Here is a 16091-nt window from a genome sequence, read left to right as displayed (position 1 = left end):
GTGGAAGCCTCCAGGGCGCCTCGATGGGTGTCCGCTCAGCAACGCGAACATTGTAATATTTATATCGTATAAGATATTTGACATAAATCGTAACAATGTGCCTCTCTTCGCCAAGGCGCGACGGACTCAGATCGCGCGCAGCGAGGAGGGACTGCGATGCGGACCAAGAAAGAGCGCCTCAGGGCGTATGGGGGAGCGGCGGCGATCGCCTTGCTCTCCGGGCTGGCGGCGGCTCCGCTCGCCTCGGCCCAGACCACAGCTCAAGCGCCCGCGGGCGCCGAGGAAGCCTCGACGGTCGACGCCGTGGTGGTGACGGGCTCGCGGATCAAGCGGCCCAACCTGGTCTCGGCCAGCCCGATGACCGTGGTCGGCGGCGACGAGGTCAAGCTGCAGGGCGCGACCTCGATCGACAGCGTGCTGAACCGCCTGCCGCAGTTCACCGCCGACTCCAACGAGAACGGCTCCAACGGCTCGGACGGCACGGCGCGGGTGAACCTGCGCAACATGGGCTCCAGCCGCGTGCTGGTGCTGGTCGACGGCCAGCGGATGCTGCCGACCGAGGCCGCGGACGTGAACTTCATTCCCAGCGCCCTGGTCGACCGGGTCGATGTGGTCACCGGCGGCGCCTCGGCGGTCTACGGCTCGGACGCGGTGTCGGGCGTCGTCAACTTCATCCTGCGGAAGAACCTCGACGGCCTGCGCCTGGACGCCCAGTACAGCCTGGCCCAGCACACCAACGACGCCGACTATCCGCGCTCGCTGATCAGCCAGGCCAACTACAAGCTGCCCTCCAAGCACGTCACCGACGGCGAGAAGATCGACGTCAACCTGGCCATCGGCATGAACGCGCCCAGCGGCAAGGGCAACGTCACCTTCTATGTCGGCTATCGCGAGATGAAGCCGGTCACCCAGGACAGCCGCGACTATTCGGCCTGCGGCCTGAACCTGACGGGAACCAACAGCAACGCCCTGGTCTGCGGCGGTTCCAGCAACAACGAGTACGGCCTGTTCACCCTGCTCAGCGGCCCCAACGCCGGCCAGACGCTGAACAACACCAAGGACGGAAACAAGACCTGGGTCCCGTACGACAGCTCGTTCCTCTACAACTACGCGCCCACCAACTACATCCAGCGCTCGGACTCCCGCTACACGGCGGGCGCCTTCGCGCACTATGAGATCAGCCCGGCGGTCGAGGCCTACGGCAGCCTGATGTTCATGGACGACCACACCTTCTCGCAGGCCGCCCCGTCGGCGCTGTTCCAGGGCACGACGTTCAAGATCAACTGCGACAACCCGCTGATGTCGGCCTCGCAGGCCGCCACCCTGTGCGGTTCGGCGGCCGGGACCAGCGTCAGCCAGGACACCTTCATCGGCTATCGCCTGACCGGCCCGGGCAGTTCGCCCCGCCGCGACGACCTGCGCCACACCGACTACCGCATCAACGCCGGGCTGCGCGGCAAGCTCGCTCAGGGCTGGAGCTACGACGCCAGCTTCCTGTTCTCGACCGTCATTCTCGACGAGAGCTACAAGAACAACGTCGACAACGCCAAGGCGATGAAGGCCCTGCAGGTGGTCAATGTCGGCGGGACCCCGACCTGCAAGTCGGTCGTCGACGGCACCGACCCCAACTGCGTGCCGATCGACGTCTTCAAGTACCAGGGCCTCAGCGCGGCGGCCTACAAGTACCTCTACGCCCCGACCTTCACCCACGGCGTCCAGCGCGAGAAGGTGCTCAGCGCCTCGCTGAACGGCGACCTTGGCCAGTACGGTTTCAAGACCCCGTGGGCCGAAGACGGCGCGGCCCTGGCGCTCGGCGTCGAGCACCGCCGCGAGGAGCTGAAGTTCGAGGCCGACGCCCTGGCCCAGGCCGCCGGCACCAAGGAAAGCAGCGGCGCCTTCAGCGTCAGCGAGCTCTATGGCGAGGTCGACCTGCCGCTGGTGCAGGACGCGCCGTTCATCAAGGCGCTGTCGCTGAACGCCGGCTACCGAACCTCGAAGTACGACTATCTCGACGACCGGGTCTCGACCTACAAGGTCGAGCTGCAATACGCCCCGACCTCCGACGTGCGGTTCCGCGCCAGCTACAACCGCGCCGTCCGGGCGGCCAACATCAGCGAGCTCTACGCACCGCAGGGCCTGGGCAACGTCGCGGCCGTGGATCCCTGCTCGGGTCCGACGCCCAAGGCCAGCGCCGCGGCCTGCGCCCTAACCGGCGTCACCGCCGCCCAATACGGCAAGATCCCCGACTGCCCGGCCGAGACCTGCGTCACCCAGGGCGGCGGCAACCCGAACCTGAAGCCGGAAGTGGCCGACACCCGCACCGCCGGCGTCGTGCTGACCCCCAGCTTCCTGCCGGGCTTCTCGATGTCGCTCGACTACTTCGACATCTATGTCGACCAGTACATCGGCGCGGTCGACGCCCCGACCGTCATCAACCAGTGCGTCCAGACCAGCAATCCGTACTTCTGCAGCCTGTTCCACCGCGACCCGACCTCGGGCGTGCTGTTCGGCGAGCGCGGCTACATCATCGCCACCAACCAGAACACCGGCTTCCTGCAGACCTCGGGCCTGGACGTGACGGGCAACTACCGCCTCGACCTGTCGTCGCTGGGCAATTACGGCGACGTCGACTTCAGCTTCGTCGGCACCTACCTCAACAGCCGCAAGATCGAGCAGCTGCCGGGCCTGGGCGCCTATAACTGCAAGGGGCTGTTCGGTCCGACCTGCGGTCAGCCCAACCCGGCCTGGCGCCACCAGATGCGGGCCACCTGGAACCTGCCCTGGATCGCGGCCTCGCTGTCGGCCAACTGGCGCTATTTCGGCTCGGCCGACCTGTCCAGCAACGACAGCAATCCGTTCCTGCAGGGCGACTACGTCGAGATCAACCGCAAGATCAAGGCGTACAACTACCTGGACTTCGCGGCCACCTGGAAGGTCCGCGAGCAGCTGACCCTGCGCGGCGGGATCAACAACGCCTTCGACAAGGATCCGCCGGTGATCGCCGCGGGCCTGCTGTCCTCGTTCGGCAACGGCAACACCTATCCCGGCGTCTACGACCCCATGGGCCGCACGATGTTCGTGGGCCTGACCATGGACTTCTGACGACGCTTTGGCGGGGGAGGGGGCGCTGGCGCCGTCTCCCCCGAGCTTCTCCCCAACTCAAAAGCCGCCGACGCTCCCAGCGTGGCGGCTTTCTTTTTGGGTGGGAGGGAAGAGGCGGCCGCCCCCGGCCTCAGCGGCGCTTCTTGCGGGGCGGCGGTGTCGGGGCCGGCGGCGCGGGCGGGGGCGGCGTCCAGTCGAAGGCCAGCAGCAGGGTGCGCTGGTTCATCTCGCCGCCGTTGTCGTCCGACAGCAGATAGACCCGGGTCGCGCCGTTCGGGCCGGCAGCCAGGGCGATGCCCTCGAAGTTGTCGCGGGTCAGGGCGCCTTCCAGGGTCAGGCTGGCCAGCGGGTACTGCTTGTTGGCCGGGGTCATCGGGTCGGCGATGAAGCGCACCTGGGCGCGCCAGCCGCGCACGGGATCGTACGCCCGGTGCAGCGTGGCCAGGGCCTTGCCGCCGAAGGCCGTGAAGCCCGACAGGCCCCAGGTGAAGTCGATCGGCGACTGCGGCGGGATCGGCTGGCAGCTGCTCGACAGCCGGCACAGCCACACCTCGCCCTCCTCGCCGCCGACGAGATAGGCGTCGGGGCCGGCGGCCGGATAGGCGGTCAGCGCCTCCATGCCCTCGTTGTCGGGGAAGACGGTGGCGGGCTTGGGGGCGACGGCCGGACGGCTCCACAGGCCGGTGGGGCCCACGGCGTAGCGCCAGATGCGGTGGTCGCGTTCGAAGCTGACCAGGCGCTCGCCATTGGCCAGACGGGTCAGGCCCTCGGCGTCGCCCTCGGTCTTGCCGCGCAGCCCCTGGCCATCGACGCCGAGCAGGGGCGTCAGCTTGCCGTCGGTCAGGCCGATCAGCCTGCCGGTCGCATCGAGTTGCAAGCGCGCCGAGAAGCGGTCGCCGTCGTCGCTGACGGCCTCGACGCCGTTTGCGTCGGTCAGGATCAGGTCCGACAGGCCGTGCAGCCGGCTGGTGTCGGCGCTGGTGATGGCGATCCCGCCCGCATAGACGAAGTTTCCGACGGCCGTCTGGTTCGGGTTCGAGGCGTTCAGCGGCACGGGCGTGACGGTCAGGCCGATCTCGGGACCGACCTTGACCGGGGCCGCGGGCACGACAACGGGAGGCGGCGGCGCGGGCTTGGGTCCGCACTGGGCCAGCATGCCGCCGGCCAGGCCCAGGGCGAGCAGTCCGCGCAGTCCGATCACGCCGAAGCCTTGCGCGCGGCCTTGGGAGCCTGGGGAACGACGGTGGGCGGCGGCGGCAGCAGGCCGCGGGCGCGCGCGGCGGTGCGCGGCTCCTCGTCGAACAGGGCGGCCAACTGCTCGACCAGCACCCCGCCCAGCTGCTCGACGTCGACGATGGTGACGGCGCGGCGGTAGTAGCGGGTGACGTCGTGGCCGATGCCGATGGCGATCAGCTCGACCGGGCTCTTGCCCTCGATCTCGGCGATGACCTGCCGCAAGTGCCGCTCCAGATAGTGGCCCGAGTTCACGCTCAGGGTGGAGTCGTCCACCGGCGCGCCGTCGGAAATCACCATCAGAATGCGGCGGGCTTCGGGCCGGCCGATGATCCGCTGGTGGGCCCACATCAGCGCCTCGCCGTCGATGTTCTCCTTCAGGAGGCCTTCGCGCATCATCAGGCCCAGGTTCTTGCGGGCCCGGCGCCAGGGCGCATCGGCGGCCTTGTAGACGATGTGGCGCAGGTCGTTCAGGCGGCCGGGCGAGGGCGGCTTGCCGGCCTTGATCCACTCGTCGCGGCTGGTCCCGCCCTTCCAGGCGCGGGTGGTGAAGCCCAGCACCTCGGTCTTGACGCCGCAGCGCTCAAGCGTGCGGGCCAGGATGTCGGCGCAGACGGCGGCCACCATGATCGGCCGGCCGCGCATCGAGCCGGAATTGTCGATCAGCAGGGTTACGACCGTGTCGCGGAACTCCTGGTCCTCCTCCTGCTTGAACGACAGGGGGGCGGTGGGGTCGATGATCACCCGCGTCAGGCGGGCGACGTCGAGCATCCCTTCCTCGAGATCGAAGGTCCAGGCGCGGTTCTGCTGGGCCAGCAGGCGGCGCTGCAGCTTGTTGGCCAGGCGCGAGACGACGCTGGAGAGGGCCGAAAGCTGCTGGTCGAGATAGGCCCGCAGGCGGGTCAGCTCGTCCGGATCGCACAGCTCCTCGGCCGAGACCACCTCGTCATAGGCCGTGGTGAACACCTTGTAGGCCGGCTCGCCGCCCTTGTCGGCCGACGGGTCGGGACGGGCCGGCTTGGCGCCGTCGCCCATGTCGGGCGCCTCGTCGCTGTCTTCCGGCTCGCCTTCCTGCTCGGACTGGACGATCTCGTCGTCGCCGGCCTGGCTTTCGCGGTCGGAGGCCTCGCTCTCCTGCTGCGAGGAACCGTCGGGCTGCTCGCCTTCGCCCTCGCCCTGGTCCTCATCGGAATTGTCGGTCGGCTTGTCGTCCTCGCCCTCGTCCTCGTCCGACGCCTCGGTGGCGTCGTTGACGTCGTCGCCCAGGTCCAGGTCGCGCAGGATCTGGCGGGTGACCTTGGCGAAGGCGGCCTGGTCGTCCATGGCCGCGACCAGGCGGTCGAGGTCCTTGCCGGCCTTGGCCTCGATGTCGGCGCGCAGGATGTTGACCAGGGCCTTGGCGCCATCCGGCGGAGCGTCGCCGGTCAGGCGCTCGCGGGCCATCAGGCCCAGGATCTCGGCCATCGGGGCCGACTGCTGGTCGAAGGCGACGGCGCGGGTCAGGCCCTGCTTCTCCAGCCGGGTCTCCAGCACCGTGGCCAGGTTGGCGCGCACGCCGCCCAGCGCATTGGCGCCTATCGCCTCGATACGGGCCTGCTCCAGCGACTCGTAGATCGCCTGGGCGTCGGGCGCGGCCGGACGCGAGCGAGCGTGGGTCGAGGGATCGTGGTGGGCCAGCCGCAGGGCGATCTGGTCGGCCATGCCGCGCAGGCGGGCGGCTTCCGGACCCGAGAGATCGCGCGGCGGATGCGGCAGCACGGCGCGCTTGCCGACCAGTCCCGGCGACTCGCCGGAAAACACGATCTCGAGGTCCGGTGTCTCGGCGAGCGAGCGGGCCGCGTGCGCCAGGGCGCGCTTGAAGGGTTCGGTCGGGTTTTCGGGCTTGGAGGCCATGGCTTTGGAGTTAGCGGCGCGGACCCGCGAAGACAAGGAACGACGCGCGCCAAGGCGACGTTGTTGCGCTGAAGCCTGCGCAGCGCAGGTCCAGTGCAAGGAGCTTTCCCATGCTGAAATGGGCCCTGATCTTCGCCGTGGTCGCCATCATCGCCGGCGCCCTCGGCTTCACCGGCATCGCCGGCGCCGCGGCCGGCGTCGCCAAGATCCTGTTCTTCCTGTTCCTGGTTGTGTTCCTGGTCGTGCTGGTGCTCGGCCTGGGCGTCTTCAAGGGCGTGACGGGGAAATGACCCTGATCCTTCTCCCCTTGCGGGAGAAGGTGTCAGCGAAGCTGACGGATGAGGGGTCTCTCAGACGCCAAACGCCGCGACAGCCGATCAGCCGTCGCGGCGTTTCTGTTGGTGCGACCCCTCACCCGACCTCCTTCGGAGGCCACCCTCTCCCGCAAGGGGAGAGGGAAGCGATTGCTACTTCCAGCCCTTACCCTGCGCCTCGACCAGCGCCACCAGATCCCCCATCGCCAGGTTCACGTCGGCCAGGTGCAGGCCCCAGGCCTTCAGCGGCATGCCCATGACCAGCAGGTCGCCGGGGATGTCGTCGACGCGCGGGTCGGCCGGGTCGCCGTGGACCTTGATGGCCAGGTAGTCGTAGGGGCCGCTAGTCGCGCACTGGGCGGTGACCAGGCCAGGCGTCGAGACGAAGGTCGTGGTCAGGTCCTTGCCCTTCACCCACGGCGTCTTGCGCGGCGCGCCGGCGATCGTCTTGTCGCTGAAATAGCTGTGCAGCGGCGCCTCGCCGCCGGCCAGGGCCGCCGGGTTGACGCAGGCGGCGCGCTTGCCGCCCTCGGCCTTGCCGAAGAAGGCCGCTCCCTCCGGCGGGCTGGAGGCGCGGAACGACACGTAGGAGACGATGCAGCCGGTCTGGCCGGGCTGGCGGCACATCTTGATCGAGCCATAGGCGTCGGTCGCCGGATCGATCTGGGTGTTCATGCCGATGATCAGGGCCGAGACCAGCTGCTTCTGCACCGGCTTGCCGTCGATCTCTTCGGCCAGCAGGCGCAGCAGCAGGCGCGAGCCCTGCGAGTGGCCGATCAGCACGACGCCGCGGCCGTGGTTGTCGCGGGCCAGATAGTCCTTCCAGGCGTCGAGCACGTCGCCATAGGCGAGGTTCTCGTCCCCCGGCGAGGCCTGGCCGCGCATCACCTGGCGCAGCGCCGCCAGGGTCACCTGCCGGTACATCGGGGCGAACACCCGGCAGGCTTGGCCAAAGCGCGCGGCCTGCTGCTCGGCGACCGTGGTCTCGGCCGGGTCGATGGTCATGTCGCTGTTGCCGCCGGGATCGGTCGACACGGTCGGATAGACGTAGAAGCAGTCGATCGGCGCCTGGGGATCAGCCTTGAACGGCTCGACCTTGGTGGCGCCGTCGGCCGAGACGACGGTGGCCGTCTGGTCCTGGGCGCAGGCGTCGGCGCGGCCGGGCCGGCACAGCCAGGCCGCGTCGGTGGTATAGTCGTTCTTCGGCTGAGGACCCGCCGGCGCGGGCTGGGCGCAGGCCGCGCCAGCCAGGCTCATGGACACCGCCAGCGCGGCCCAGATCGTCTTGCTCATTTCCACCCCGTTCCATCCCCTTGGGCCGCGAACGGCCGTTTGAAGGGGAGGATGGCGTGTGGAAATGACGACGGAAAGTCTTTCCTTCCACCTCTCTGAAGAAGAGGTCGAAGGCTTGCTCCTCCCCCGCGTGCGGGGGAGGGGGACCGCGAAGCGGTGGAGGGGGCGAGACTGGGCTCAGTGCCGGCGGTCGCCCCCTCCGTCACGGCGCGTATCCGCACCGCGCCACCTCCCCCGTTTCTCGGGGGAGGAGCAAGGAGGGGGCGGCGAAGCCGACCTGCCAGATCAGAGCCCCGGCACGATGGCCTTCAGCCGCGCTTCGCCGGTGAGCGCTTCATGGTGCGGCGGACCCATGCCGTCGGGCGGCGAACCGCCTTGCTGGCCATTGGGGAAGCCGCCGGGCGGCGGGCCGGGCGGGCGGCCGTTCATGCCGCCAGGGGGAGGCCCCATTCCACCGGGAGGAGGCCCCATGCCGCCGGGAGGCGGACCGCCCGGACCGCCCATCCCCGCGTCGTCCTTCCAGTCGGCGGCGGGATCAATGCCGAGCACCAGGGCCAGGACGTAGCCGTCCTTGCCTTCCTTGACGCTGGCGACCATGGCCTCGCCGCCTTGCAGGGCGATGCCGTCGTGGCGGTTGAAGGTGTCGCGCTGGCGCGGGCGCTTATAGGCCGGGACGTTCTCGTAGAGATATTCCGACAGGGCGTCGGGCACGAACAGCTGGGCGGTCAGGGCCGTGCGGGCGTCCAGGTGCACCTTGATGTGGATGTGCGGGGTGCGGCCCTCGTACCAGCCCGGCCAGATGGTCTTGAAGGCGACCTTGCCGGCGCTGTCGCTGATCTGCGCGCCGCGCAGGAAGGTCGCGCCCTTGGCGGCGGTCTTGTGGTCGTCGCCTTGGCCCTCGTAGCCGGAGTAGATCCCCTGCGCGTCGCAGTGCCAGATATCGACCCGCGCGCCCTTCAGCGGCCGGCAGGCGCCGTCGACGACGGTCAGGGCCACGGTGACGGGCGCGCCCTTCCTGCCTTCGGTGATGTCGGCGCGGTCCAGCTTCGGGTCGAACCAGTAGGGACCCTGGGTGACCTGCGGGGTGATGGCGCAGACGCCCTCGGCGGCGACCGCCGGGCGCGAGCCCACGGCGACGGCGGCGAAGGGAACGGCGCTGGCGAGAGCCAGCAGGCCGCGACGGCTGGGAGAAACGGTAGTGGGCATCGGCGCTCCGAAACGAGAGGCCGCTCTTCTGACCGGACGATTGTGCCGCCGTATGTCCGGTTCTTGCGGGATTGCAAATTTGGTCGCCGCAAGTGGGGCGGTAGGCGCGAGGACCTCCCCCCGTGGGGGAGGCGGCCGAAGGCCGGAGGGGGGACGTTTTCAGCTTCCGCGGCGTGGTGAGTTCGGCAGTCACGCCCCCCACCGATCGCTGCGCGATCGCCTCCCCCAGAGGGGGAGGTTCCCAGCACTACAGATACTTGCTCAGGCTCAGCGAGGAGAGGGTGCTGATCATCGAGTACATGGCTTCCAGCTGGGTTTCGTACTGGGTGGCCAGGACGGCGGTCTCGGCGAGGTCGGCGTCCTTGAGGTTGGACGACAGGGTGTCGATGCTGTCGATCTTGGCCTCGTTGCGCGAGGTCAGGTCCGACAGGGTCGAGGCCTGCAGCGAGACCTGCTCCTGCAGCGAGCCGACGCCGGTCACCGCGTCGCTGACCATGTCGTAGGCGCTGGAGATCACCGTGGTGTCGCTGGGCGAGGCGATGACCATCTTCAGCGCCCGGGCCAGCTCCTCGAAGGCCGAGGAATCGGCGGTGACCGACAGGTTGATGGTCTGGCCGTCAGTGGTGGTGAAGGTGCGGCCGGCGCCGGAGCCCTGGTAGTAGTTGGTGTCGGCGACGCTGGTGTCGGCCGTCGGGTCGTAGTCGGTGTCGCTGTAGTCGACGGCGGCGGCGTCGCCGGCCGTGCCCGAGAACAGGTAGACGCCGGCCGAGTTGCTGTTGAGCAGGGCCTGGAGGTCGTTCAGCCAGCTGGTGGCGTACTGCGTCATGGTGTCGGCGTCGGTGGTTGTGCTCGACATCATCGAGGCCAGCTGGGTCTTGATGGTGGTGGCCAGGTCGGCGATGTCGCCCAGGGCCGAGTAGGAGGCGTTGACATAGGCCGTCGCGGTGCTGGCCGCGCTGTTCTCGGCCGTCAGGGCCGCGCTCTGGCTGGACAGGCGCAGCAGGCTGCCGGTGTCCTTGCCCAGGCCCCCATAGGTGGTCGACTTCAGGCCCGAGGCGGTCTGGGCCTGCTGGTCGGCCAGCTTGGCCTGCACCTTCAGGCTGGCCGTCAGCATGGTGTTGGAGTGGTTGAAGGTGGCGATGCGGCTGATCATGGTCAGCTCACCATGCTGATCAGGGCTTCGAACAGCTCCTTGGCCATCGAGACGAGCTGGGCGGTGGCCTCGTACTGCGACTGGTAGGTCGTCAGCAGGGCCAGCTCTTCGTCGACATTGACGGCGGTGGTGTTCTGCAGCCGGCTGGCAGCCGCCTCGTAGGTGGCCTGGGCGGTCTCGGAGCTGGAGGAGGCGTCGGAGACCAGGGTCGCCGCGCCGGCGACGAAGCTGGCGGTGTAGGACGACAGGGTGACGGTCTTGGCCGGCTGGTCGCCGGCCGCCGCGAAGGTCAGGGTTCCCGACAGCATCGAGGTCAGGGCGTCGACGGTGGTGCTGTCGGAGGTCGACAGGGCGCGGTCGCCGGCCGACAGCGTGGTCGAGGTGTCGAGCGCGCCGGTGGCCAGCAGGCTGTAGTCGTTCGCCAGCTTGGACGAGATGGAGATGTCGGCTGCGGTCGAGCCCGAGAACAGGTCGTTGAAGCCGAAATAGTCGGAGACGCCCTGGGCGTCGTCGCCGACCGAGGCGCCGATGTCGCCCAGGGCCACGCCGTTGGCGCTGTCGTCGGCGGTGATGGTCAGCTTGCCGTCCGTGCCGATGCTGGCCGACAGGCCGTCGATGGCGTCGAGGGCGTTCACCAGATCGTCGACGCTGGAATAGGACGACAGGTCCAGGTCCTCGGTCGAGATCGTGGTTCCGCTGGAATCGACCACGGCCACCCGCAGCGTGCCGCTGGCCGAGAAGCCGTCGCTGCCCGACACCGTGCCGGCGCTGGTCAGGGTGGTGGGGGCGGGCACGGCGGAGCCGGCGTTGGTGATGGCGTTGACCTGCGAGATCAGGGTCGACGCCATGGCGTCCAGCTCGGCCTGCTCGTCGACCAGGGTCTCGTCGCGCAGGGTGATCAGCGCGCCCAGCTGGCCGGAATCGACGCTCTCGGTGATGTCCTTGCCGTTCAGCATGATACCCGAGATCGTGTCGGGATAGACGCTGGTCGCGCCGAGTGCGCTGGAGGCGGTGTAGCTGAGCTTGGCCGCGGTGGTGCCCAGCAGCTGGTCGCCGCCGGTGGTGTAGACCACCAGCTTGTTGTCCGACGTCGTGTAGCTGCTGATGCCGATCAGGCCCGACAGGGTGGTCAGGGCCGAGTCGCGCTGGTCCTGCAGGCTGGTGACGTCGCCGCCTTGGGCGGTGACCGACGAGATCTGGTCGTTCAGCGAGGCCAGGGTCGACAGGGTCGAGTTGATGGTGTCGACGGTCGTGGAGATGTCGGTGTTGGCCTGGGTGCGCAGGTCCTGGATCGAGGCCGACAGGCCGCCGATGCTGGCGGCCAGCGACGAGGCGGCCGAGACCACCGAGGCCTTGGCCGTGTCGCTGTCGGCGCTGGCCGACAGCGAGGTCAGGGCGCTGGTGAAGGTGTCGAGCAGGCTGGAGAGGTCGCTGCCGGCGTCCACCGAGCCGAGGGCGGCGTCGTAGGACTGCATGTAGCTGTCGATCGTCGAGGCGTAGCCCGCGCCGGCCGCCGTCTTGACCACGGTCTTGGCCAGATAGGTGTCGGCGGCCCGCTGGATGGTGGTCGTCGAGGCCGAGTTCAGCGCCGTCGTCGCGGTCGAGCTGACGCTCTTGCGCGTGTAGGTCAGGTCGTCCGCATTGGCCACGTTGGCGTTGGCCACCGCGATCTGCATCTGCGTGTTGGACAGCGCGGACGAGGCGGAGCTGATGATCGACGACAGCGACATGGCGCTAGTCCTTGCGGCGGCGGTGGTCGCGCAGGGCCCGGACGCTGCCGCGATAGCCGGCGGTGGCGCTCAGGCCGCGCGTGACGGCCTGGATGCGTTCGCGGCTCTCGGCCATGTCGGTCTCGAGCGCGGCGACGCGGGTTTCCAGCACGGTCTGCACGTCGTGCAGGTTCGACAGCATCAGCAGGCGCTGGTCGTCCGACAGGGCCGACAGGCCCTCGGCGATGCTGCGCGCCAGGGCCCGGGCCTCCTCGACCGAGGAGACCACCGGCGTGTCGCGGTCCCGGCGCGCCTTCTGGGCGCGGGTATGCAGGCGTTCGATGGTGCCCATGGCGCTCACCGCACCGCCTGGATCAGGGTGTCGAACATGTCGCTGGTGGCGCTGACGACCTGCGAAGCGGCCGAATAGGCCTGCTGGGCGATGATCATCTTGTTGAACTCGGTGGCCGTGTCGGTGGTCGAGCCTTCGAGGGCGCTGGCCACCAGGCTGCCGGCGCTGCCTTCGCCTGGAAGGTTCAGGTGCACCTGACCGGCGGCCGAGTTCTCGTCATAGACCGTGCCCGAGACGTGGGTCAGGCCGTTGGGGTTGCTGAAGGTGGCGACCGGGATCTGGTAGATCGCCAGGCTGACCCCGTTGTCGAAATTGGCCGTGACCAGGCCGCTCTCGTCGATGGTGATGCCCGACAGCTCGCCGTAGTTGGCGCCGTCCTGTTCGAAGGTCGGGCTCAGCGACAGGGTCGAGGAGGTCGAGGCGAACTGGGTCAGGCCGTCGGTGCCGCCGGTTTCGCCCAGGTCCAGCGTGATGGTGCTGTCGGCGGCGCCGGTGGAAAAGCCGCTGATCGACAGGTCAACGGGCGACGGATCGGTCGAGGCCAGGCTGCCGTCGGAATTGAAGGTGACGGTCACCGAGCTGGGGCTGATCGTGCCCGAGGTGGTCGAGCTGTCCGACGTCAGGGTCGGATCCGACAGGCTCAGCGTCCAGGTGTTGTCGCCGGTCTTGGTCCAGGTCTGGCCGACGGTGTGGCTGACGCCCAGGGAGTCGATGACCTCCATGCTGGTGTCGTAGCTGTCGCCGGTGACCGTATCGGCCGGCAGGTTGGCGGCCATGGTCACCGTCGAGGTGGCCTTGGCCGTGCCGCTGATCGAGTCGAGGTTGATCGCCGACAGGCTGGTCAGGTCGCTGGTGTTGGACGTCAGGATGTTGCCGTCCGAGTCCGTCGCGTAGCCCATCAGGTAATAGCCTTCGCTATTGACCAGATAGCCGTCGGAATCCGTCGAGAAGCTGCCGTTGCGGCTGTAGACGAGCGCGCTGCCGGTGTCGCCCGGATCGGCCGCGACCACGAAATAGCCCGAGCCGTCGATGGCGACGTTGGTCGAGACGCTGGTCGACGAGATCGTGCCGGTGACGTTCAGCGCCTGGCTGGTCTTGGCCACCACCGAGCTGGTCGAGGTGTTGGAGTTCATCGCGCCGCTGACCAGCGACTGGAACGAGACCTCCGAGGTCTTGTAGGCGGTGGTCGAGGCGTTGGCGATGTTCTCCGAGATCGCCGACAGAGCGATGCTCTGGGCGGTCAGGCCGGAGACGGCCGTGGAGAGGGCGGAGGAAAGGCTCATCTCGGCTCGCCCTTATTCGCTTTGCGAGGCCAGCAGCTGGACCTGGGTCAGCAGCGACGAGAGGTTGTCCGACATGCTGGTGGTCGTGTCGGACAGGGTCGACATGGTGTCCGACAGCGAGGTCAGGGTGTCGTTGGTGCTGATCTGCTGCTCCAGCGAGGCGTAGCTCGCCAGCTGGCTGGTGAACTCGGTCGGATCGGTCGGATCCAGCGGGTTCTGGTTGGTCAGCTGGGTCATCAGCAGCGACAGGAAGTCGGTCGTGCCGAGCTGCAGCGTGCTCGACGCGCTGGACGTGCTCGCGGTGCTGGTCGTGCTCGTCGTCGAAGAGACGGTGGTCATGGAGAGATCTCCGGTGAAATCGGTCCGACGCCCTGGGCGCCGATCGATGGGTTCAACGGAGGCTCCGCCGCGGATGGGGCGGTTTATTTTTGGAGGGGTGGGGAAGGCCGCTTTTGTCGCACACGGGCGGGGCGGGTGATCAGTCCTGGCCGGGGCAGCCCCGGTGCGCGATCCGCGCGGCCAGCAGGTTGATCGCCTCCCAGAAGTCGGGCGAGGGCGGAGGCGTGTAGTCCGGCGGCGGGGTCAGGTATCGGCACTGCTCGGCCCGTTCGTCCGCGCTGACGTCGCCGCGCGCCAGGGCGGCGGCCATGAAGATCTCCTGGGCGCCGCCGTTGAGGTCGGGCCACAGCTGCGAGGTCGGGGCGTCGTAGATGGCCGAAGAGGCGGCCGGCGGCGTCGCGACTCGCTGCGGCCGCTCGCCCGCGGCTTCGGTCAGCAGGGCGTCGCTCGCCGTCCGCAGCGCCGCGACGGCGGCGTCGTGGGTCAGCAGCTCACAGGTGGCCTTGGCGGGTTGCGACGACCAGGCGCCGCAGGCCGGATCGAAGCTCGCGCCCGCGCGTGCGTACGTCTTCATGCGGGCGATCGAGGCCGCGGCGGCCGTTCGCTCGTCGGCCGGGGCCGAGGCCGTGTAGAGGGCGGCGAAATAGAGATAGCGATGGAAGCCCAGCGCCCGCCAGCCGCAGGCCGAGCGGGGGACGATGTAGATCTCCCTGATGTCGTCCGGCGTATCCGGACGCACATCGACCCGTTGCGGACCCACGCGGTCGCCCATCGTCTGGGGCGGGCAGGGCGCGGCGGGGGCGAGGCGGGCGACGGCGCGCTCGACCTCCTTCAGGCTGGGGGCGCTGGCCTGGTCCTGGCCCCGCAGCCGCCGCTCGGCCCACAGGGCGATGTCAGGGACGCGCGCGCGGCAGGCGCTGTCCTGGATGTCCGGCTCGCAGCGCAGGATGTCCGCTCCCTTCAGCGGCGCGATCTTGCCCGACTGGGCGTTGCGCCCGGCCGGAAGCTGGCTGGCGGCGTAGATCAAGCGACTTTGCCGATACTCCACGTCGAGATCGGCGGTCGCCGCCCGGGCGAGGGCCGGCGCCGCCGCCAGCAGCATAAGGGCCAGCCAGCCGGCCGCCCCGAACGCGCGTCTCGATGAAGCCTGGCCCATGCCGCCCCCGTCGTCCGATGCAGGCTGACGCGATCGGCGGATGAAAATCAACTCGAGGCAGTGTGCGGCCGCCTTTCCAGCGCCTGCGCGCGGAGGGCGAAAAGAAAAACCGCCCCATCGCCGGGGGACGTCCCGTTCAACTCGTCGAAGCCAGGCCGTCAGAACGGCGGACAGCTTCCCGGCCGGACTCTCCCCCGGACGGACTCCAGACAGAGAACCGGACTAGAACATGCCAGTTATCTCCACCAACACGGCCGCCAACACCGCCCTGCGCTACCTGAACAACAACTCGGCTGCGCAGAGCGAGTCCCTGGCGAAGCTGTCGAGCGGCTCGCGGATCGTCAGCGCGAAGGACGACGCCTCCGGCCTCGCCATCGCGACGTCCATGAACGCCGACGTGACCGTGCTGAACCAGGCCGCCACCAACGTGACCAGCGGCACCTCGGTGCTGAACACCGCGGACGGCGCGCTGTCCAACATCGCCGACATCCTGCAGCGTATGAAGTCCCTGACGGCCCAGGCCCAATCGGGGAGCTCGAGCTCTGACGACATCAGCTACATCGACGCTGAGTATCAGCAGCTGCTCGAGGAAGTGGACGACATCACCACGTCGACCACCTTCAACGGCATCACGCTTCTGGATGGCGCGAGCGACTACGGCTCCTCGGCCGGCGTCGACTTCCTGGTCGGCACCTCGTCGAGCGACGTGATCTCGGTGAAGCTGGGCGACGCGGACACTGCCGCGCTTTCGCTCGACGGCACCTCGATCACCTCGTCCTCGGCTTCGGCGCTGATGGACACCCTCGACCAGGCGATCACGGACGTCTCGAAAATGCGGGCCGACGTGGGCGCCACCCTGTCGCGTTTCGAATTCCGGGGCGACGTGATCTCGACCTCGCTCGAGAACCTGGAATCGGCCGCGTCGGCCATCACCGACGTGGACATCGCCAGCGAGCAGACCAACTTCACCAACGCTCAGACCCTGACCAGCGCAGCGATTTCGGCCCTCAGCCAGGCCAACTCGATGAGCCAGTCGCTTCTGAAGTTGCTGCAGTAGT

At 68.8% G+C, this 16091-nt stretch carries 13 protein-coding genes; 3 read left to right on the top strand and 10 right to left on the bottom strand.

Annotated elements, in window-relative coordinates:
- Positions 1–156: 156 nt before the first annotated feature.
- A complete protein-coding gene (locus AC1RRS_RS01135; protein ID WP_492853595.1) occupies positions 157–3102 on the top strand; it encodes a TonB-dependent receptor domain-containing protein in 2946 nt (981 codons plus the stop codon).
- Positions 3103–3232: 130 nt separating this feature from the next.
- On the opposite strand, the gene AC1RRS_RS01130 is transcribed toward AC1RRS_RS01135, so the two are convergent.
- Together AC1RRS_RS01130 and cobT are read right to left on the bottom strand one after the other, a co-directional pair.
- On the bottom strand, positions 3233–4303 hold the full coding sequence (locus tag AC1RRS_RS01130) for an esterase-like activity of phytase family protein (RefSeq protein ID WP_492853594.1): 1071 nt from the start codon (positions 4301–4303) through the stop codon (positions 3233–3235).
- Complete coding sequence (gene cobT / locus AC1RRS_RS01125; RefSeq protein ID WP_492853593.1) at positions 4300–6228, bottom strand: cobaltochelatase subunit CobT; 1929 nt, start codon at positions 6226–6228, stop codon at positions 4300–4302. Before cobT ends, AC1RRS_RS01130 begins: the two co-directional genes overlap by 4 nt.
- Before the next feature lie 110 nt (positions 6229–6338).
- On the opposite strand from cobT, the gene AC1RRS_RS01120 reads away from it, so the two are divergent.
- Positions 6339–6518, top strand: coding sequence for a DUF1328 family protein (locus AC1RRS_RS01120; protein WP_110121042.1), 180 nt, complete (start codon positions 6339–6341; stop codon positions 6516–6518).
- Positions 6519–6695: 177 nt separating this feature from the next.
- On the opposite strand, the gene AC1RRS_RS01115 is transcribed toward AC1RRS_RS01120, so the two are convergent.
- From AC1RRS_RS01115 to AC1RRS_RS01080, 8 genes are all read right to left on the bottom strand, one after another.
- A complete protein-coding gene (locus AC1RRS_RS01115) occupies positions 6696–7835 on the bottom strand; it encodes a DUF3089 domain-containing protein (protein ID WP_492853591.1) in 1140 nt (379 codons plus the stop codon).
- Between the two features lie 285 nt (positions 7836–8120).
- Entirely contained in the window at positions 8121–9041 is a 921-nt protein-coding gene (locus tag AC1RRS_RS01110) for an intradiol ring-cleavage dioxygenase (RefSeq protein ID WP_492853590.1), read from the bottom strand.
- Positions 9042–9288: 247 nt separating this feature from the next.
- A complete protein-coding gene (locus AC1RRS_RS01105; protein WP_492853588.1) occupies positions 9289–10194 on the bottom strand; it encodes a flagellin in 906 nt (301 codons plus the stop codon).
- A gap of 2 nt (positions 10195–10196) precedes the next feature.
- Complete coding sequence (flgK, locus tag AC1RRS_RS01100) at positions 10197–11924, bottom strand: flagellar hook-associated protein FlgK (RefSeq protein ID WP_492853586.1); 1728 nt, start codon at positions 11922–11924, stop codon at positions 10197–10199.
- A gap of 4 nt (positions 11925–11928) precedes the next feature.
- Entirely contained in the window at positions 11929–12255 is a 327-nt protein-coding gene (locus AC1RRS_RS01095) for a hypothetical protein (protein WP_110121036.1), read from the bottom strand.
- A 5-nt stretch (positions 12256–12260) separates the two neighbouring features.
- Positions 12261–13538, bottom strand: coding sequence for a flagellar hook protein FlgE (gene flgE / locus AC1RRS_RS01090; RefSeq protein WP_492853585.1), 1278 nt, complete (start codon positions 13536–13538; stop codon positions 12261–12263).
- A gap of 12 nt (positions 13539–13550) precedes the next feature.
- Positions 13551–13877 (bottom strand): flagellar hook capping FlgD N-terminal domain-containing protein, encoded by a 327-nt coding sequence (locus AC1RRS_RS01085; RefSeq protein ID WP_110121034.1) that lies wholly within the window; start codon positions 13875–13877, stop codon positions 13551–13553.
- Positions 13878–14016: 139 nt separating this feature from the next.
- Positions 14017–15033 (bottom strand): hypothetical protein, encoded by a 1017-nt coding sequence (locus AC1RRS_RS01080; protein ID WP_492853584.1) that lies wholly within the window; start codon positions 15031–15033, stop codon positions 14017–14019.
- A gap of 229 nt (positions 15034–15262) precedes the next feature.
- Between AC1RRS_RS01080 and AC1RRS_RS01075 the strand changes: the two genes are divergently transcribed.
- A complete protein-coding gene (locus tag AC1RRS_RS01075) occupies positions 15263–16090 on the top strand; it encodes a flagellin (RefSeq protein WP_487288513.1) in 828 nt (275 codons plus the stop codon).
- Position 16091 lies beyond the last annotated feature (1 nt).

It is taken from the genome of Caulobacter sp. GW821-FHT12A07 (assembly GCF_058807655.1).
This window is presented reverse-complemented; position numbering and strand designations above follow the sequence as displayed.